We start from the raw sequence: 19,064 nt of genomic DNA, 5'->3' as shown, positions 1-19,064 counted from the left end.
TCAAAGCGTCTTCGCCGCCGAAAACGTCACACCCGCGGTGCGGCTCTCGTCGTCCAGCAGTTCCGCGAGCCGGCGCAGCCCCCGGTGGGTGGCCATCCGCACCGACCCGGCGCGCTTGCCCAGCACCTGCGCCGCGGTGCTGGCGTCCAGCCCCATGACGACCCGCAGCAGGACCGCCTCGGCCTGTTCGCGCGGCAGTGTCGCGATGGCCGCGAGCGCGCGGTCGGTGGCCACCGCGTCCAGGGCCTCGCCCGCGGTGTCGGTGTGGGCCGGCATGTGCAGCAGGGCGTCGACACCGGCCGCGGTGACCGGCCGGCGGCTGCGCGCCCGCAGGTGGTCCAGCGCCCGGTTGCGGGCGATCCGAGCGGCCCAGCCGCGCACCGCGTCGCCGTCGCCGCTGAAGCCCGGCAGGTCGCGGGCGATCTGCAGCCACGCCTCCGACGCCACGTCCTCGGCCTCCGCCGGTCCGACCAGGGTCCTCACGTACTGCAGCAGTTGTGGCTGCACCGCCCGGTACAGCACCCGGAACGCGGCGTCGTCGCCCTCCTGCGCGGCACTGACCGCGGTCCCCAGATCCACCGCTCGCTCCACCCCCTCGAACACCCGCACCATCCTGCCCCATCGCCGCGGTGACACTTCCGGCGCCCGCGACGCTGTAATAGACGGCGGCCGGGGACGCTCCTGTGGGGGGAGGCGGCCCCCGGCCGTCTCAGCTCGTGCCCCCACACCGATGGAGCCCACCGATGCCCCTGGCCCGTCTCCCCGACGGCCTTCCGCCCGGCCGGTTCCTGCCCGGTGACTCCCCCGGGTTGTGGCTCTCCTACGAACCCGTCGTCGCTCCCGGCCGGCTCTGGGCCCGCTTCCAGGCACAGCAGGACGAAACGGGCTGGTGCCCGGTCCTCATGGCCTGGCCGTGCGCGACGGGCCGCGGCCACCGCACCGAGGACATCGACGGCGTGGACGTCGAAGCCACGATGACTGATTCCTGGCGGTCGTACCAGGATTTGCGCTCATTGCGGCCGCCGCATCCGGCGATCGACGAGGTCCGGCCCGCGGACGTCGCCCTGCTGCTCGACGACCCGGGCCCGCCGTTCACCCGCTGGCCCGGCCTCGCCCGCACCTCCCCCGCGCACCCGGGGCCCCCGCCGGACGCGGTCGCCCGCCAGACGGTGGGTCAGATGCTGCACTACTTCACCACCCGCTTCATCGCGCACATCGCGCTGGTCCCGACCCGCCGCAGCGCCGACGTCCCGGCCCTCCTCGGGTGGGAGTCCGACGCGCCCGCCCTGGAGTTCTCCGCGCTGCTGCGCACCTGGGAGACGCGGTTCGGCGCCCGCGTCATCGGCTTCGAGGGCTCCTCCGTCTTCCTCTCCGTCGCCTCCCCGCCGCTGACGTCGGAGCACGCCGCGCACGTCGCCCTCGAACACGTCCTCACCGGCGCCTCCCACCTCAACGACGGCACCTTCCCCTTCCCCGACTACGCGGAGGCGCTGAGAGGTGAGCGGCTGTGGTCCTTCTGGTGGGACTGACAACGGGAGAACCTGTCAGCCCACTTTGTCGGCCAGCGCCTTGAAGGCCGGCCAGGAGAGGGGCGGCGTCCCGGGGTACCAGAGCTTCTGCGCCACCGCGTTCAGCGGGAGCCGGATGCCCCGCGCCACCTCGTCCTGCGACTGCGCGTCCGCCTGGTCGCACCAGACGGCGAACCGGCCGCCGAGCACCCGGTCGGGCGTCGCCAGCGAGGGGGCGACCGCGCTGGTGCCGCGCAGGACGGCGGGGGTCCACTCCTTGTAGATGCGCTCGCCGGTCGGATAGGTGAAGTCGTTCGGCTCGCCGAGCACGTAGTAGAGGTACTCGTCGTTGAGGTTGACGACCTTGCGGCCGGCGTCGAGGTACTCCTGCGGCTCGCGGGCGCCCAGCTCCTTCCCCGTCCAGTACTCGACCTCGCGGTCGCGGTCGGGCACGGCGCGCGGGGTGGAGATGAATCCGTCGTTCCACGCCTTGGTCCGCTTGCCGAACTTCTTCGCCACCGCCTCGCGGTCGTTGAGCCAGCGGGTCGTCGCCTCCGCGACGGTCCCGCCCGGCGGGACGAGCTGCGGGTACGAGGTCTCCGGGTCGCTGACGACCAGCGCCTGGTACTCGTCGCCGCCCAGGTGCCAGTACGGGCCGGGGAAGAGCGGCGCGAACTCCCGGGTCAGATCGTCGACCATGCGGGCCGAGGCGGCCTTCGAGATGTCGATCGCCCCGGGCAGCGCCCTGCCGGAGGCGTTGAACAGCTGAAGGTCCGGGTGCGCCCTGATGACGGCGCCGAGGTGCCCGGGGCTGTCGATCTCCGGGATGACGGTGACGTGGCGCTGCGCGGCGAGGTCGATGATCGCTCTGAGGTCCGCCTTGCTGAGATGGTCCCGCGACACGATCTCCGGGTGGCTGCTGCTCTCGATGCGGAAGCCCTGGTCGTCGCTGAAGTGCAGATGCAGCTGGTTGAGTTTGAGGTCGCCGAGCTGCCGGATCCGGTCCTCGATCCAGTCGCGGGTGAAGGGCTTGCGCGCGATGTCGAGCAGCAGGCCGCGCTGCGGCCGGTCCGGGGCGTCCTTGATGACGCCTTCGGGCATCCCGGTGCCGGCGCGCAGCGTCTGCAGGAGGGTGCGGGTGCCGTAGAACGCCCCCGCGTCGGTGGGCGCGTCGATGGTGACCTGCCCGTTCCGTGCGGTGAGGACGTACGACTCGTTCACGTCGGCGGCGTTCTTCGTGGTCCCGGCGCCGGGACCGTCGATCCGCAGCGTGATGTCCCCGGTCCCGGCCGGCCCGTCCCCGTCGCCCTTGGCGTCGTCGAACCCGAACGGGACCTGCAGCTGTCCGGCGAGCAGCCGCGCCTCGTCCTCGGCGGCGCTGCCGCGGCCGGCGCGGACCCGGGTGCCCGGACCGAGGTGGAAGACGCCGGATCCGGCCGGCTGGAAATCCCGCACCGAGGGGATGACCGGCAGTGTCCGGGGCGCCGGTGCCTCGTTGGGTGTGCCGACGGCCGGTGTGAGTGCGGCGAGCGACAACGCCAGCCCTGCCCAGATTTTCCCCATACCGGACGTTATGGCAGATCATCCCCGTTCGCTCGTCCACTTCGTGACATATTTCGATCCCGTACGGGTGAAATCCACTCATCCGTCGGACGGAGTCGAACAAGCCCCACTAACGTGTAACGCTTCCCCGCTTTTCCGACAGGAGTTCAGCGCTGTTCCCCGACACTCCGGCCCAGGGGCCCGTCCTCGCCGCCGGGCTCGCCCGGCTCAACGAGGCCCCCTTCGGCGCTGCGGAAGCCGCCCTGCGCGACTGCTGCGGAAGCCACCGCTGGGCCCGCCGGATGGCCCTGCACCGCCCGTACCCGGATCTTGAGTCGCTACTCGCGGCGGCCGACGAGGCGGCGTACGACCTCACCCCCGGCGACCTCTCCGAGGCGCTGGCCTGCGAGGCGGCCACCCCGCTGCCGCACCGCGGCGGCCTGGCCACGCACACCGCACTGAGCGCCGCGCAGGCCGCGTACGAGAACAAGTTCGGCAACGTCTTCGTCATCGCCCTCAAGGGCGACGACCCGGCCAGCCTCCTCAACCAGGTGCTGACCGGAATCCGCGCCCGGCTGGCGAACGACGAGGACGAGGAACGGGTCGTCACCGCCGACGAGCTGCGCCGCATCACCCGGGCGCGGCTCGCCCGGCTGGTCGCGGAACGATCGAACGCGCAGAGCACGGCGGAACTGCACCGCTAGCTCCGCGGAACACCACCTCCGCAGGCGTCTGCGCCCGTACGCCCACCGGCCTTTGACCCTTACGTCCGGTCGCCCGTTCATTCGTAGGTTCCCCCAGACGTTCACCCAGTCGTGCGGGATCAATCACACCTGGCCTACCCGGGCATACGGAGCCGACAACGCGTCGCTACGATGGCCAGGGCCGGTGGACCGTACCCGGCCGGGCCCGTCCGACACCGAAGCCGGCTGGCCCCAAACCGCTCCCGGAGGGTTTTCCGTGCCGGCAGGAACGCTGTACCGCGGCCGGGAAGGCATGTGGTCATGGGTGGCTCATCGAGTCACCGGTGTCCTCATTTTCTTCTTCCTGTTCGTCCATGTCCTCGACACCGCACTCGTGCGGGTCTCCCCCGAGGACTACGACAAGGTCGTCGCGACCTATAAGACCTGGCCTGTCAGCCTGCTGGAGTACGGCCTCGTAGCGGCCATCCTCTTCCACGCTCTCAACGGGCTGCGCATCATCGCCGTCGACTTCTGGTCCAAGGGCCCGAAGTACCAGAAGCAGATGCTGTGGTCCGTCCTCGGCGTCTGGATCGTGCTGATGATCGGGGCCATCTACCCGGTTCTCGGGCACGCCGCACGCATTCTGTTCGGGAGCTGAGCATGTCTACTGACTCCGTGGAGCTCAGCTCCTCCAGCACCTCGTTCGACCCGGACAACCCGGCGCCGCTCATCGAGGCGCCGCGCGCCCGCACCAAGCGCTCTCCGCGTGCCACCCGCACCAACTTCGAGCTGTACGGCTGGCTGTTCATGCGCCTGTCCGGTGTCGTGCTCGTCGTCCTGGTGCTGGGCCACCTGCTGATCCAGCTGGTCCTCGACGGCGGCGTGACCAAGGTCGGCTTCGCCTTCGTGGCCGGCCGCTGGGCCTCGCCGTTCTGGCAGGGCTGGGACCTGGTCATGCTGTGGCTGGCCATGCTGCACGGCGGCAACGGTCTGCGCACCGTCATCAACGACTACGCCGAGCAGGCGAACACCCGGTTCTGGCTGAAGACGCTGCTGTTCACCGCAACGGCGTTCACGATCGTGCTCGGCACGCTGGTGATCTTCACCTTCGACCCGAACATCCGCTAGGCCAGGGACGGACAGGGAAACAACCCCATGCAGATCCACAAGTACGACACCGTCATCGTCGGCGCCGGCGGCGCCGGAATGCGCGCGGCCATCGAGTCGACGAAGCGCAGCCGCACCGCCGTGCTGACGAAGCTCTACCCGACCCGCTCCCACACCGGCGCCGCCCAGGGCGGCATGGCCGCCGCCCTCGCGAACGTCGAGGAGGACAACTGGGAGTGGCACACCTTCGACACGGTCAAGGGTGGCGACTACCTGGTCGACCAGGACGCCGCCGAGATCCTGGCGAAGGAGGCCATCGACGCGGTCCTCGACCTCGAGCGGATGGGCCTGCCCTTCAACCGGACGCCCGAGGGCAAGATCGACCAGCGCCGGTTCGGCGGGCACACCCGCAGCCACGGCGAGGCCGCCGTGCGCCGCGCCTGCTACGCGTCGGACCGCACCGGCCACATGATCCTCCAGACGCTCTACCAGAACTGCGTCAAGGAGGGTGTGGAGTTCTTCAACGAGTTCTACGTCCTGGACCTGCTCCTCACCGAGGTCGACGGGGTCCAGCGGACCGCCGGCGTCGTCGCGTACGAGCTGGCCACCGGCGAGATCCACATCTTCCAGGCGAAGGCCGTCATCTTCGCCTCCGGCGGCACCGGCAAGTTCTTCAAGGTGACCTCCAACGCGCACACCCTGACCGGTGACGGCCAGGCCGTCGCGTACCGGCGCGGGCTGCCGCTGGAGGACATGGAGTTCTTCCAGTTCCACCCGACGGGCATCTGGCGCATGGGCATCCTCCTCACCGAGGGCGCCCGCGGCGAGGGCGGCATCCTCCGCAACAAGGACGGTGAGCGCTTCATGGAGAAGTACGCGCCCGTCATGAAGGACCTCGCCTCCCGCGACGTCGTCTCGCGCTCCATCTACACCGAGATCCGTGAGGGCCGCGGCTGCGGTCCCGAGGGCGACCACGTCTACCTCGACCTCACGCACCTCCCGCCGGAGCAGCTGGACGCCAAGCTGCCCGACATCACCGAGTTCGCGCGGACGTACCTCGGCATCGAGCCCTACACGGACCCGATCCCGATCCAGCCGACCGCGCACTACGCCATGGGCGGCATCCCCACCAACGTCCAGGGCGAGGTGCTGAGCGACAACACCACCGTCGTCCCGGGCCTGTACGCCGCGGGCGAGGTCGCCTGCGTCTCGGTGCACGGCGCCAACCGCCTCGGCACCAACTCGCTGCTCGACATCAACGTCTTCGGGCGCAGGTCGGGCATCGCGGCCGCCGAGTACTCGGCGACCACGGACCACATCGAGCTGCCGGCGGACCCGGCCTCCCGGGTCGTCGCCCAGGTCGAGGGCCTGCGCAACAACACCGGCACCGAGCGGGTCGCGGACATCCGCAAGGAACTGCAGGAGTGCATGGACACCAACGTGATGGTGTTCCGTACCGAGCAGACGATCAAGACGGCCGTCGAGACGATCGGCGCCCTGCGCGAGCGCTACAAGAACGTGTCCGTCCAGGACAAGGGCAAGCGCTTCAACACCGACCTGCTGGAAGCCATCGAGCTGGGCAACCTGCTCGACCTGGCCGAGGTCATGGCCGTGTCCGCGCTGGCGCGCAAGGAGTCCCGCGGCGGTCACTACCGCGAGGACTACCCCACCCGCGACGACGTCAACTTCCAGCGGCACACCATGGCGTACCGCGAGACGGACTCCGCCGGCAACGAGTCGATCCGTCTCGACTACAAGCCGGTCGTGGTGACCCGCTACCAGCCGATGGAGCGTAAGTACTGATGAGCACCCCGACGCTCGACAAGTCCTCCGGACACTCGGAGGCCCTGGACGCCGCCGAGGCCGCCGCCGGTCACCTGATCACGGTCACGATGCGGATCCGCCGGTTCAACCCGGAGGTCTCCGACGCGGTCGATTGGGTCGACTACCAGTTCCCGATCGATCCCAAGGAGCGCGTCCTGGACGCCCTCCACAAGATCAAGTGGGAGCTGGACGGCACGCTGACGTTCCGGCGTTCCTGCGCCCACGGCATCTGCGGTTCGGACGCCATGCGCATCAACGGCCGCAACCGGCTGGCGTGCAAGACCCTGATCAAGGACCTCAACCCGGAGAAGCCGATCACGGTCGAGCCCATCAAGGGCCTGACGGTCCTGAAGGACCTGATCGTCGACATGGACCCGTTCTTCCAGGCCTACCGCGACGTCATGCCCTTCCTGATCACCAAGGGCAACGAGCCGACGCGCGAGCGTCTGCAGTCCGCCGAGGACCGTGAGCGCTTCGACGACACCACCAAGTGCATCCTGTGCGCCGCGTGCACGTCGTCGTGCCCGGTGTTCTGGAACGACGGCCAGTACTTCGGCCCGGCCGCGATCGTCAACGCGCACCGCTTCATCTTCGACTCGCGCGACGAGGGCGGTGAGCAGCGGCTGGAGATCCTGAACGACAAGGACGGCGTCTGGCGCTGCCGCACGACGTTCAACTGCACCGACGCATGCCCCCGCGGCATCGAGGTCACGAAGGCCATCCAGGAAGTGAAGCGCGCGCTCATCACGCGCCGTTTCTAGGACGTCCCGCAGCTGAGGGCCCTCTCCGCCACGGCGGACGGGGCCCTCGGCCGTTCCCGCTCGCGGTTACTCCCACTCCCAGCGCAGCGCCTGGAAACCGGGCTGCGGGTCCTCGACGGAGAACAGCGCCCGGCCCGACGCGCTGATCCAGACCGGTTCGACCGCGGGCAACGGGCCGCCGCCGGTGGTACCGACGCAGCGGTGGCTGCGGAACGGGACGGCGTCCGGGTGGAACTGCACTTCGAGCGTGTAGAGCCGGACGGGCACCGGAAAGCCGCGCCCGCACTCGGTGGTGCGGGCGCCCACGGTCGGCATGCGGTAGGTGTACTCGACGACCTCGGTCTCACCCTTGCCGAGCACCCGGTCCAGCAGCAGTTCGGCGACGACCAGTGGTACAGAGCCGTCGATCCGGACCCGGCCGGGGCGGGCGTTGCGCACCCCGGTGAGGACGGGCAGCTCCCGGGCCGGGTCGTCGCCGCGGGTGATGATCATGCAGCGGTCCACCCGCTCGCGCTCGGCCCGCAGGACCATGGTCGTCGTCCAGGTCCGCTCGCAGCCGTTCGCGTCGATCTCGTACCGGTCGTGCACCGCCAGCCGGGCGAGCCCGTCGTCGGTGGAGCCCATCTCGCCGAGCAGTCCCGGCAGGCTCTCGTACTCCTGCCAGAGGCGGGCGGCGTCGAGGTTGGCGGGCGGGCGGTTGACCCAGCGGCCGCGCGGGCGCTGCGGTCCGAGCAGGGAGACCAGGGAGTCGGAGGGGAGGGCGAGCAGCTCCTCCAACAGGCGTACGGCCTGCCGGGACTGGGGGCGCTCGGGCCGGCTGCGGCCGCGGCGCCAGTAACTGAGCGTGGTGACGCTCACCTGGACGCCCCGGGTGTCGAGCCGGTGCCGGATACGTTCCATGCTGAGTCCGCTGGCCCGGACGGCGGCGTCGAGGGCGGCTTCGAAGGGGCCGGTGCGCAGCGCATCGGCGATTTCTGGAGGCAGCGGTCTATAGGTCACAGGGGGTGGTCATCCGTCCTGCGTGCCGGGTGTGGGGGAGGCACATGTTAGCGACCGGCCGGGAAACGGCCGGTGACGCGCATCACGCTGTGAACAGTCTTACCCAAAGATTTAGCGTTCACAGACGTTGCACAGCTTGTGGGAGATGCTTTAACGAGTTGTTGTAACTCCCGCAATTAAACAGAGTTGGGAGTCCGTTGCCCCGGGTCATCGGCCGCCGCCATGCTCCCTGGCCATGAAACGATCTGTACTCGCCAGCACCCTCACCCTCGCGGTCAGCGGGCTCCTGATAGCCGGGGCGGGCACCCCCGCCAGCGCCGCGAAGAACCCCCGGCCCATCCCGCCGAAGGCGAGCGAAGCTCAGGCACTGCGCGACGCGAACTCCGCCGTCGCGGCTCACCCGCAGCTGGTCAAGGCCGGCGCTCACGACGTGTTCACGTCACGCGACGTGACCGTCGACGCCGACGGCTCGCGCCATGTGCACCTCGACCGCACCTACCAGGGCCTGCCGGTCCTGGGCGGCGACGTCGTCGTCCACTCGGCTCCTGACGGCACCGCGCGCGACGCCTCGCTGACGCTGGCGGCGCCGCTGAACCTGTCGGTCACGCCGAAGATCACCGCCAAGCAGGCCATCGCCACGGCCGCCAAGAAGTTCAAGGGCGTCAAGCACGGCAGCACGGCCCAGCTGGTGGTCGACGCCACCACGGCCACGCCGACGCTGGTCTGGCAGGTCGTCACCAACGGCACCGCCCCCGACCAGTCGCCGAGCCACCTGCACGTCCTGGTGAACGCGCAGACCGGCGCCGCCGGCCAGTCGTGGAACAGCTTCATCAGCACGGTCGCCGCGGGCCGGACCCAGGCGACCGCGCCCGCCACGTCCGTCGCGGGCGCCGCCGCCTCCGGCACCGGTCACGGCTACCAGGTCGGCGACGTCACGCTGGGCACCACCAGCGTCAGCGGCGGCTACCAGCTGCTGGACCCGACCCGCGGTAACGGGGAGACGCGGGACGCCCAGAACAAGACCGTCCTCAACGACTCGCCGCCGGCCGGCTGGGGCGCCGCGTTCACCGACACCGACAACGTCTGGGGCGACGGCACCCTCAACAACCGCGCCACCGTCGCCGTCGACGCCCACTACGGCATCCAGGCCACGTGGGACTACTACAAGAACGTCCACGGCCGCAACGGCATCAAGAACGACGGTGTCGGCGCCCGCTCCTTCGTCCACTACGGCGTCAACTACGGCAACGCCGGCTGGGACGACGACAGCTTCTCCATGATCTACGGCGACGGCGAGGTGGGCGACAAGCCGTTCACCGAGCTGGACGTGGCCGGCCACGAGATGAGCCACGGCGTCACCGCCGCGACCGCCGGCCTGAACTACTTCGGCGACGCGGGCGGCCTCAACGAGTCCACCAGCGACATCTTCGGCACCCTGGTCGAGTTCAACGCCAACAACCCGGCGGACAAGCCCGACTACCTCATCGGCGAGAAGATCAGCTCCACGCCGCTGCGGTACATGGACGACCCGAAGAAGGACGGCGTCTCGCAGTCCTGCTGGACCACCGGCACCAAGAACCTCGACCCGCACTACTCGTCGGGCGTCGGCAACCACTTCTTCTACCTGCTGGCCGTCGGCTCCGGCTCCTCCTCGTACGGCAACAGCCCGACCTGCGGCGGCGCTCCGGCCGTCACCGGCATCGGCAACGCCGACGCGGGCAAGATCTGGTACCGCGCGCTCTCCACGTACATGACGGCCGCCACCGACTACCCGGGCGCCCGCACCGCGAGCATCAAGGCCGCCAAGGACCTCTTCGGCGGCACCAGCGCGCAGTGCGCCGCGGTCGAGAAGGCCTGGACGGCAGCCGCCGTCGCCGCGACCTCCACCACCTGCGGCGGCACCGGCACCAACCCGCCGACCGGCACCAACCTGCTGGCCAACCCGGGCTTCGAGTCGGGCGCGACCAGCTGGACGCAGACCAGCGGCGTGATCACCAACGCCACCGGCGCCCACGCCGGCTCGTACTTCGCCAAGCTGGACGGCTACGGCACCACGCACACCGACACCCTGTCCCAGTCGGTGACGGTCTCCGCCACGGCGGCGGCCCCGAAGCTCAGCTTCTGGCTCGGCATCACCACCAAGGAGTCCGGCTCCACGGTCTACGACACCCTGAAGGCCCAGGTCGTCTCCGGCACCACGACGACCACGCTGGCCACGTACTCCAACGCCACCCCCGGCGGCTACGCCCAGCGCACGCTCGACCTCTCCGCCTTCAAGGGCAAGACGGTCACCATCAAGTTCGTCGGTGCCGAGGACTCCTCCCTCGCCACCAGCTTCCTGATCGACGACACCGCCGTCACCAACGGCTGACCCACCTGCCCCCCACGGGGTGGCGGCCCGGACGGAACGGCATAGGCCTTCCGCCCGGGCCGCCGCCGTTTCCGCGTCCGGCGGGCGGGCGGGCGAGCGGCGGGCACCTGACGAACGGCGCGTTCAGTGCTCCGGGTCGTTCTCCGCTCGGTCGGCGAAGACCGCGCGGGCGGCGGCGATGGCGTTGAGGGCGGCGGGGAAGCCTGCGTAGCCGGCCATCTGGGTGATGATCTCGACGGTCTCGTCCTCGGTGCCGCCGACGTTGAGGAAGCCGTGGATGTGGACGCGGAGTTGGGGGTCGGCGGTGCTCAGGGCGGTGCACATGGCGACGCTGGCGAGTTCGCGGGACTTGAGGTCGAGGCCGGTGCGGGAGTAGATGTCGCCGAAGGCGTACTCGATCAGGTAGCGGGCCAGGTCGGGGGCGATGTCCTCGAGGGAGGCGACGACCGCCTCGCCGGCGTGGCCGTCGATGCGGGCCAGCGCCTCCAGGCCGCGCTCGTAGCGGGTGGTGCCCGGCTCGCTGGGGGTGGCCGGGGCGACGGGGCCGGCGTCCGTGTCGCCGGGCTCCTTGCGCGCGGCGAACGCCTCGCGGGCGACCGTGAGGGCGTTGAGGGCGGCCGGGAAGCCGGCGTAGACGCTGGCGTGGATGAAGGTCTCCACGATCTCCCGCCGGCTGATGCCGATGTTGAGCGCGCCGTCGACGTGGAAGCGCAGCTGCGGGGCCGCGTTGCCCATCGCGGCGAGCGCCGAGATGGTGGCCAGCTGGCGCTGCGGGAGGGTCAGGCCGGGGCGGGAGATGATGTCGCCGTAGCCGAACTCGACGGTGAACCGGGCCAGGTCGGGGGCGATGTCGGCGAGGCTGTCGAGGACGGCGGGCCGCTCGGTGCCGGCGATCTGCTGCAGTACCGCGAGGCCGCGCGCGTAGCGCTCGGAGGGGGCGTCGGCGGCGGTGTTCTTGTCTGTGGTGGCCATGGCATCGAACGTACGGGTTGGAGTGAGCTCTAACGCAAGCTTTGTACGTCCTCCGCCGCCAGCAGGATCCGGCGGAGCAGGTCGGACAGCGTCCGGCGTTCGTCGGCGTCGAGCGCGCCGAGCAGCCGGTACTCCTCGTGGCCGAGCACGTCCATCGAACCGAGCCAGGTCGCCCGGCCCTCCTCGGTCAGTTCGATGTCGACCCGGCGGCGGTCCGTCGCGGAGGGGGTGCGGCGGACGAAACCGCGATGGGCGAGCGTGTCGAGCCGGCCGGTGACGGAGGCGGGCGCCATGTCCAGGTCGTTGGCGAGCTCGGAGGGGCTGGCCTTGCCGCCGCGGCCCGCGAGCGCGTGCAGGGTCTCGAACTCGTGCCGCTGGAGGTCGTAGTCGGCGAGCGACTGGTCCCGGAAGCGGCGCAGGTGGTGGGCGATCATCTTCATCCGGGTGACCGCGCCCTCGATGTCGGGGTCGAGGTCGGGGAGGACGGGCAGCCAGCGCTCGACGTGCTCGTCGGTCCGGTCCCGGCCGCGGTCCTGGCCGCCACCGCCACCGCCACTGCCACTGCCGTCGCTAGGGCTCATGCCGTCACTCTACGCCCGTTCCGTCGGCATCGAATTATTCGTTGACGAAAGGTTCGGCACCGAAATACATTCTCCGCGTGACCCTACCGACGCCCGCGCCACCCACGCACCCCCTCCGGCTGCCCGCCTTCCGCCTGCTCTTCATCGGCCGCACCCTGTCCGCCCTCGGCGACGCCGTCGTCCCCGCCGCGCTGGCCATCGCCATCACCCGGGCCACCGACGGATCGGCCACCGCGCTCGCCGTCGTCCTCGGCTGCTCGATGGTCCCGAAACTGCTGCTGCTCCCCCTCGGCGGCGTGTTCGGCGACCGCTTCGACGTCCGCAAGGTCGCCCTGGCCACCGACCTCGTCCGGTGCGCCGCCCAGCTCTTCGTCGGCGCCGAACTCATCGGCAGCGACCCGCAGCTGCTCCACATAGCCGCCGCCGAGGTGGTCGGCGGCATCGCCTCCGCGTTCGCCATGCCGACCGCCTCACCGCTGATCACCGGCACCACCGAAGGACCGGAACGGCAGAAGGCCAACTCCCTGATGGCCGCGGCCCGCAACGCCGCCTTCTTCGGCGGGCCCGGCGTCGCCGGGCTGCTGGTGTTCACCGCGGGGCCCGGCTGGGCCTTCGTGCTGGACGCGGCGACCTTCGCGGCCAGCGCGGCGCTGCTGACCGCGATCCGCGTCCGGCGCACGCCCATCCCCCGCCGCTCGATGCGCGCCGACCTGGTCGAGGGCTGGTCCGAGGTGCGGTCCCGTGACTGGTACTGGACGAGTCTGATCGCGCACGCCACCTGGAACGGCGCCGCCGCGGTCCTCGCCACCCTCGGACCGATCGTCGCCCGCGACCGGCTCGGCGGGGACGACGTCTGGATCTACCTGCTCCAGGCGGGTACCGCGGGCCTGGTCGTCGGGTCCCTGCTGGCGAGCCGCGCCAAGCTCTCCCGCCCCGTCCTGGTGGCCAACCTCGGCCTCGCGACGTACGCACTGCCGCTGATCCTGCTCGCGCTGGCCGCGCCCGCCCCGCTGCTCATCGCCTCCTACGGCCTCGCCCTCTGCGCGCTCGGCTTCCTCAACCCGGTCTGGGAGACCACCGTCCAGCAGGCCGTCCCGGCCGGGGTGCTGGCCCGCGTCACGTCCTACGACTGGCTGCTCTCGCTGGCCGCGATGCCGGTCGGCTACGCCGCCGCGCCGCTCGCCGCCAACGCGTGGGGAACGGCGACCCCGCTGGCGGTCGCGGCCGGACTGGTGGCGGCCGCCTGCCTGGGGACGGCGCTGGTGCCGGGGGTGCGGCGGGTCGGCCGGACGCCCGTAGCCGCCACGCCACCGGTCCCCTCGACCGCCGGCCGGGCCTGAGCGGGCTCTAACGTCCCGGAACCGCGTCGCTCTCCACCACGAGTTCGGCCGGCCGGGCCGACGGGAGGGTGACATGGACCGTGAGGCCGGTGCCCGGGGCCGTGTCGAGGCGGACCGAGCCGTGATGGGCGTCGACGGCGGCCTGCACGATCGACATGCCGAGGCCGGCGCCACCGGTGTCCCGGGCCCGGTCGGGGTCGGCGCGGAAGAACCGGTCGAAGGCGCGGGCGGCGTCCTGCGGGGAGAGGCCGGGACCGGAGTCGGTGATCCGCAGCAGGACGTCCTCGTCCCGGCGGACGACCTCCACGGTCACCGGGGAGTCCGCGGGGGTGTGCACACGGACGTTGCTGAGCAGGTTGCCGAGGATCTGCCGCAACTGCGCCTCGTCCCCCAGCACTTCCACACAGCCCGGCAGCACCAACGCGACGGGCCGCTGCGGCTGCTGCATGGCGAGATCGGCGATACCGTCCCTGACCAGCTGCGAGAGGTCGACGGGGCGCGGCGCGAGCGCCGGCCGGTCCTCCAGCCGGGCGAGGGCGAGGAGTTCGTCGACGAGGCGGCTCATCCGCAGCGCCTCGGCGGAGACCCGGGTCAGGGCACGGTCCTTCTCGTCGGGGTCGAGCATGCCCTTCTCGTAGAGCTGGAGGTAGCCGCGCACCGAGGCGAGCGGCGTGCGCAGCTCGTGGGAGGCGTCGGCGAGGAACTGGCGGAGCTGGGCGGTGGCGCGCTCGCTGCTGGTGAGCGCCGTCTCGATCTGCTGGAGCATGGCGTTGAGGGCCGCGCTGAGCTGCTCGACCTCGGTGCTGCCGTGCGAGGCGGTGGCGATCCGCCGGGAGAGGTCGCCCTCGGAGATGGCGGAGGCCGTCTCGACCATGTCCTCCAGCGGTTGCAGCCGCCGGCGGGCGGCGGTCAGCGAGCCCATGGCGAGCAGGCCGAGCAGCACGACGCTGTCGATGACCTCGACGATGAAGAGATGGCCGACCGCGCGCCGCACCCCGTTGAGCCGCATCCCCTTGACGACCATGGTGCCGTCGCCGAGCCGGGAGACCACCACCCGGTAGTAGCTGCCGCCGCTGTGCACGGTCGCGGCGTCCTTGGAGTCCGCGAGGGCCTTCGGGTCCGGCATGGCCGCCGCGAGACTGCGGCGCTCGTCGCCGAGGTTCGCCACGTTGCCCTCGCACACCGTGGAGATCCGGCCGTGCGAGTCGAGTACCAGGAAGAGGTCCTGGTCGAAGGCCTGGGCGACGACCTTGTTCCCGTCGTTGGTCTGCAGCATGCCGGCCATCGTGCACAGCTGCTGCAGCCCGCCACTGGTGAACGGCGTGGAGGACAGCGCCCTCTGGGAGGTCTTCAGCGAGTCGTCTATCTCGCCGATCAGCATGGTGTACATGCCGATGAGGCTGGCGGAGCCCGCCATCACCAGGCCGATGGCGAGGAAGGTGACATTGGCCATCGTGAAGCGCCCGCGCAGCGAGCGGGGGCGCGGCCAGAAACAGCGTTTGCCGTCCGGGCGCGGCTTTCCGCCGCCCCGTCCAGCGCCCCGTCCACCACCGATTCCAGCGCCGGTTCCACCGTCGTACGTGCCGTATCCGCGCCGCGATCCGGCGGCGCCCGCGCCGAACCCGAACGTCCCGAACCCGAGCCTCATGCCAGCGCCCGCAGCCCGTAGCCGATGCCGCGGCGGGTCTCGATCAGCGGCGGCCCGAGCCGGTCGAGCTTGCGCCGCAGGTAGCTGATGTACGTCTCGACGACGGTCGATTCGACGACCGTGTCGTACTGCCAGACGTGCTGCAGCAGTTGCTCCTTGGTGACGATCCGCCCGGCGTTGCGCAGCAGGTGCCGCAGCAGGTTGTACTCGGTGGGGGTCAGATCGACGGGCTCGCCGGCGCGGCGGACGGTGAACGTCGTCTCGTCCATCTCCAGGTCACCGTGGCGCAGCACCGGGTCGACGGCCTCCGGTTCGCGCCGGGTCCTGCGCAGCACGGCGTGCACCCGGGCGACGACCTCGTCCACACCGAACGGCTTGGTGATGTAGTCGTCGCCGCCGAGGGCGAGCCCGCCCACGACGTCGCGCGGCGCGTCCCGGGCGGTCACGAAGATCACCGCGAGGTCGTCGCGTTCGGCGCGCAGCGTGCGGCAGACCTCCCAGCCGTTGCCGTCCGGCAGCATCACGTCGAGCAGCACCAGATCGGGCCGGTGCTCGCGGGCGGCGATGACGGCCTGCCGGCCGGTGGCGGCGGTGTACACCGTAAAGCCGTGGTATTTCAGGGTAATTCGGAGAATGTCCGCGATGCCCGGCTCATCCTCGACAATCAGCACGGTGGCCGGGCTCTCTGGGTTCTCCATGACTCGATTATCAGCAGGGATGCCCCACAGACCCACTGGAGACAACTTGGGAGTTCCCTGAGAGATCCCGATTCACCTTGTGAACGCCCGGTCCTGACACAGAGGCTGAACAGACTGCGGGAGATCCAACTCCGGCGGTGGACGTCGGCAGCGAGTGAAGGAGCTGGGACCGTGGCCTCATTGGCACGATGGTGCTTTAGGCGCAAGTGGCTGGTGATCGGGTTGTGGGTGCTCGTCATGGCCGGCTTCGGCGGCGCGGGCGGCGCCGCCGGGAGCGCCTACGCCAACGTCTTCGAGCTGCCGGGTACCGAGTCCGCGCAGGTTCTGAAGCTGATGGACAAGGCCTTCCCCGCTCAGGCCGGTGAGACCGACAACGTCGTCTGGCACGTGGACCAGGGCTCCGTGCGGGACGCCGCGGTCCAGCAGAAGATGACCGCGACCCTGCAGAAGATCAAGAGCGGCGTCGCGGACGTCGGCACGATCGCGAGCCCGTACGCGCCCGAGGGCGCCGCGAAGATCAGCAAGGACGGCAGGACCGCCTACGCGGCCATCACCTTCACCAAGCTCGGCAACGAGCTGGACAAGGAGGAGGTGAAGAAGCTGGTCGACATCGTGCACGACGCGGGGGGCAGCGGCCTGGAGGTCGAGGCCGGCGGCCAGGCGATCCAGATGGCGGAACAGCCTCCGCAGGGGCTGAGCGAGCTGGTCGGTGTCGCGGCCGCGGCCGTCGTCCTCTTCCTCGCGCTCGGTTCGGTCTTCGGCATGCTGATGCCGATCATCACCGCGCTGTTCGCCATCTTCACCGCCTCGTCCGCGATCCTGCTGCTCAGCCACGGCATGGCGGTCGCCGACTTCGCACCGGTGCTGGCCATGCTCGTGGGCCTGGGCGTCGGGATCGACTACGCGCTGTTCATCGTCACCCGGCACCGCAAGGGCATCCTGCGCGGGCTGACCCCGGAGGAGGCCGCCGTGACGGCGGTCAACACCTCGGGGCGCGCCGTGCTGTTCGCGGGCGGCACGGTCTGCATCGCGCTGCTCGGCATGTTCGCGATGGGCCTGAGCTTCCTCAACGGCGTCGCCATCGCCGCCTCGCTGACCGTCGTCCTGAGCGTGGCCGCGGCCATCACCCTGCTGCCCGCGATGCTCGGCGTCCTCGGCAACCGCGTGCTCTCCCGCCGCCAGCGGCGCAAGCTGGCCGCCAACGGCCCGGAGGCGAAGCTGGCCACCGGCGCCGCCGCCCGCTGGTCGTCGTTCGTGGAGCGGCACCCGCGGGTGCTCTCCGTGATCGCGATCGCGATGATGGCCACGCTGGCCGTGCCGGTGCTCTCCCTGCGTCTCGGCTCCTCCGACCAGGGCAACAACAAGGACACGACGACGACCCGCAAGGCGTACGACCTCCTCGCCGACGGGTTCGGTGCGGGCTTCAACGGCCCGCTGACGATCCTCGCCGAAGTGAAGTCGGACACCGACAAGGCCGCCGTGCAGACCCTGGTCGGCAAGCTCAACGCGACCAAGGGCATCACCTTCGCCGCCGCGCTGCCGATGCAGCCGGGCGCCGACATCGCCGTCATCCAGGCGGTGCCGGACACGTCACCACAGGACAAGGCGACCTCGGACCTGATCGACCGGCTCCGCTCCGACGTCGTACCGGCCGCCGAAAAGGGCAGCACGATGCAGGCGTACGTCGGCGGCCAGACGGCGATGTACAAGGACTTCGCCTCGGTGCTGATGGGCAAGCTGCCGGTCTTCGTCGCGGTGATCATCGCGCTGGGCTTCGTCCTGCTGATGATCGCCTTCCGCAGCATCGTCGTTCCCCTGACGGCCGCGGTGATGAACCTGGCCGCCGCCGCCGCGTCCTTCGGCGTCCTGGTCGCGGCCTATCAGTGGGGCTGGGGCGGTGATCTGCTGCTCGCCAGCCGCGAGGGGCCGATCGAGGCCTTCCTCCCGGTGATCATGCTGTCGCTGCTCTTCGGCCTCTCCATGGACTACCAGGTCTTCCTGGTCAGCCGGATGCACGAGGAGTGGGTGCACACCAAGGACAACGCGCGGGCGGTACGGGTCGGCCTGGCCGAGACCAGCCGGGTGATCAACTCGGCGGCCGTCATCATGATCTGCGTCTTCGTCGCCTTCGTCCTCAACGGGGAACGCGTCATCGCGATGTTCGGCGTCGGCCTCGCGGGGGCGGTCGCGCTCGACGCGTTCATCCTGCGGACCGTGCTCGTCCCCTCGCTGATGCACCTGTTCGGCAACGCCAACTGGTGGCTGCCGGAGTGGCTCGACAAGCGGCTGCCGCACCTGGCGGTCGAAGGCGCGCCGGACGAAGCCCCCGACGCTGCCCCCGACGCTCCGGCAGCGGGTGTCGTCGTCCCGCTGCAGAAGGCCGGCGGCCCGTCCGTGCGCGGCACGGTCCGCGGGTCCTCAGGGCTGCCGATCCCGCGCTCGGAGCTCACCCTGATCGCCGCCGACGGCCGCCAGGTCGGCCGGATCACGGCGGAGGACGACGGTACGTACAGCCTGCCGACGCCCGGCAGCGGTTCGTACGTCCTGGTCGCCAACGCCGACGGGCACCACCCGCAGACGGCGAGCGTCATGACGTCCGACCGGCCGGTCGAGTGCGATCTTCGGCTCAGCGGCACCGGGACCCTCACCGGCACGGTGCGCACCGCGAACGGCGAACCCGTCGACGACGCGCGGGTCGTGCTCCAGGACGCGGACGGCAAGGAGGTCGGCGTCGTCCACACGGGCAAGGACGGCGGCTACGCCTTCGCCAACCTCTACCCGGGCCGCTACACCCTGCTGACGATGGGCTACCCGCCCTTCCCGGCCACGGTCACGGTGGGCAGTGGTGAGGACGGCGACGGCGACGACAACCTCGACCTGGAGCTGAGCCACTCGCGCGACTGAGCGGCTCCTCTCCCCTCTCGCCCAACCTCTCCGCCGAACGCCGGGCGGGCCTGATTCCTCAGGCCCGCCCGGCGTTTTCCGTTGCGCTGGAACTTGTGGTTGAACACGTTCAAAAAGAGGTCTAGA

The 19,064-nt window shown here is 70.8% G+C and carries 16 protein-coding genes; 9 read left to right on the top strand and 7 right to left on the bottom strand.

Annotated features, from left to right (window positions below; all coding sequences use genetic code 11):
• A complete protein-coding gene (locus tag LNW72_RS24725) occupies window positions 1–579 on the bottom strand; it encodes an RNA polymerase sigma factor (protein ID WP_308402022.1) in 579 nt (192 codons plus the stop codon).
• A gap of 164 nt (window positions 580–743) precedes the next feature.
• Between LNW72_RS24725 and LNW72_RS24720 the strand changes: the two genes are divergently transcribed.
• Window positions 744–1,529 (top strand): DUF4253 domain-containing protein, encoded by a 786-nt coding sequence (locus LNW72_RS24720; RefSeq protein ID WP_250977373.1) that lies wholly within the window; start codon window positions 744–746, stop codon window positions 1,527–1,529.
• Window positions 1,530–1,544: 15 nt separating this feature from the next.
• Here the strand turns inward: LNW72_RS24720 and LNW72_RS24715 are convergent, their stop codons facing one another.
• The gene (locus LNW72_RS24715; RefSeq protein ID WP_250977372.1) at window positions 1,545–3,071 is read right to left on the bottom strand and encodes a glycoside hydrolase family 20 protein; all 1,527 of its coding nucleotides are present in this window, start codon (window positions 3,069–3,071) and stop codon (window positions 1,545–1,547) included.
• Window positions 3,072–3,223: 152 nt separating this feature from the next.
• Between LNW72_RS24715 and LNW72_RS24710 the strand changes: the two genes are divergently transcribed.
• The 5 genes from LNW72_RS24710 (at window position 3,224) to LNW72_RS24690 (ending at window position 7,425) form a co-directional block, all read left to right on the top strand.
• Window positions 3,224–3,754 carry a 2-oxo-4-hydroxy-4-carboxy-5-ureidoimidazoline decarboxylase gene (locus LNW72_RS24710; RefSeq protein WP_250980294.1) on the top strand — a complete coding sequence of 177 codons (531 nt, stop codon included), beginning with the start codon at window positions 3,224–3,226 and terminating at the stop codon, window positions 3,752–3,754.
• Between the two features lie 256 nt (window positions 3,755–4,010).
• Complete coding sequence (sdhC, locus tag LNW72_RS24705) at window positions 4,011–4,391, top strand: succinate dehydrogenase, cytochrome b556 subunit (protein ID WP_138352242.1); 381 nt, start codon at window positions 4,011–4,013, stop codon at window positions 4,389–4,391.
• A gap of 2 nt (window positions 4,392–4,393) precedes the next feature.
• On the top strand, window positions 4,394–4,861 hold the full coding sequence (locus tag LNW72_RS24700; RefSeq protein ID WP_250977371.1) for a succinate dehydrogenase hydrophobic membrane anchor subunit: 468 nt from the start codon (window positions 4,394–4,396) through the stop codon (window positions 4,859–4,861).
• A 27-nt stretch (window positions 4,862–4,888) separates the two neighbouring features.
• Entirely contained in the window at window positions 4,889–6,643 is a 1,755-nt protein-coding gene (gene sdhA, locus LNW72_RS24695; protein ID WP_250977370.1) for a succinate dehydrogenase flavoprotein subunit, read from the top strand.
• Window positions 6,643–7,425 (top strand): succinate dehydrogenase iron-sulfur subunit, encoded by a 783-nt coding sequence (locus LNW72_RS24690; protein WP_250977369.1) that lies wholly within the window; start codon window positions 6,643–6,645, stop codon window positions 7,423–7,425. Before sdhA ends, LNW72_RS24690 begins: the two co-directional genes overlap by 1 nt.
• A 66-nt stretch (window positions 7,426–7,491) precedes the next feature.
• Here the strand turns inward: LNW72_RS24690 and LNW72_RS24685 are convergent, their stop codons facing one another.
• A complete protein-coding gene (locus LNW72_RS24685; protein WP_250977368.1) occupies window positions 7,492–8,424 on the bottom strand; it encodes a hypothetical protein in 933 nt (310 codons plus the stop codon).
• 235 nt (window positions 8,425–8,659) lie between these two features.
• Between LNW72_RS24685 and LNW72_RS24680 the strand changes: the two genes are divergently transcribed.
• Complete coding sequence (locus LNW72_RS24680) at window positions 8,660–10,795, top strand: M4 family metallopeptidase (protein ID WP_250977367.1); 2,136 nt, start codon at window positions 8,660–8,662, stop codon at window positions 10,793–10,795.
• Between the two features lie 123 nt (window positions 10,796–10,918).
• On the opposite strand, the gene LNW72_RS24675 is transcribed toward LNW72_RS24680, so the two are convergent.
• Together LNW72_RS24675 and LNW72_RS24670 are read right to left on the bottom strand one after the other, a co-directional pair.
• Window positions 10,919–11,767: a carboxymuconolactone decarboxylase family protein gene (locus tag LNW72_RS24675; RefSeq protein ID WP_250977366.1), complete on the bottom strand. Its 849-nt coding sequence runs from the start codon at window positions 11,765–11,767 to the stop codon at window positions 10,919–10,921.
• Between the two features lie 29 nt (window positions 11,768–11,796).
• Window positions 11,797–12,348 (bottom strand): MarR family transcriptional regulator, encoded by a 552-nt coding sequence (locus LNW72_RS24670; RefSeq protein WP_250977365.1) that lies wholly within the window; start codon window positions 12,346–12,348, stop codon window positions 11,797–11,799.
• A 77-nt stretch (window positions 12,349–12,425) separates the two neighbouring features.
• Here LNW72_RS24670 and LNW72_RS24665 point away from each other — a divergent pair, with 77 nt between their 5' ends.
• Entirely contained in the window at window positions 12,426–13,688 is a 1,263-nt protein-coding gene (locus LNW72_RS24665) for an MFS transporter (RefSeq protein ID WP_250977364.1), read from the top strand.
• A 7-nt stretch (window positions 13,689–13,695) separates the two neighbouring features.
• Here LNW72_RS24665 and LNW72_RS24660 read toward each other — a convergent pair whose 3' ends face one another.
• Window positions 13,696–15,141: a HAMP domain-containing sensor histidine kinase gene (locus tag LNW72_RS24660; RefSeq protein ID WP_250977363.1), complete on the bottom strand. Its 1,446-nt coding sequence runs from the start codon at window positions 15,139–15,141 to the stop codon at window positions 13,696–13,698.
• Between the two features lie 191 nt (window positions 15,142–15,332).
• Window positions 15,333–16,034, bottom strand: coding sequence for a response regulator transcription factor (locus LNW72_RS24655; RefSeq protein ID WP_250977362.1), 702 nt, complete (start codon window positions 16,032–16,034; stop codon window positions 15,333–15,335).
• 180 nt (window positions 16,035–16,214) lie between these two features.
• Between LNW72_RS24655 and LNW72_RS24650 the strand changes: the two genes are divergently transcribed.
• Window positions 16,215–18,938 carry an MMPL family transporter gene (locus LNW72_RS24650; RefSeq protein WP_250980293.1) on the top strand — a complete coding sequence of 908 codons (2,724 nt, stop codon included), beginning with the start codon at window positions 16,215–16,217 and terminating at the stop codon, window positions 18,936–18,938.
• Window positions 18,939–19,064: the final 126 nt, after the last annotated feature.

This window comes from Streptomyces sp. RKAG293, from assembly GCF_023701745.1.
Lineage (GTDB): Bacteria > Actinomycetota > Actinomycetes > Streptomycetales > Streptomycetaceae > Actinacidiphila.
This window is presented reverse-complemented; position numbering and strand designations above follow the sequence as displayed.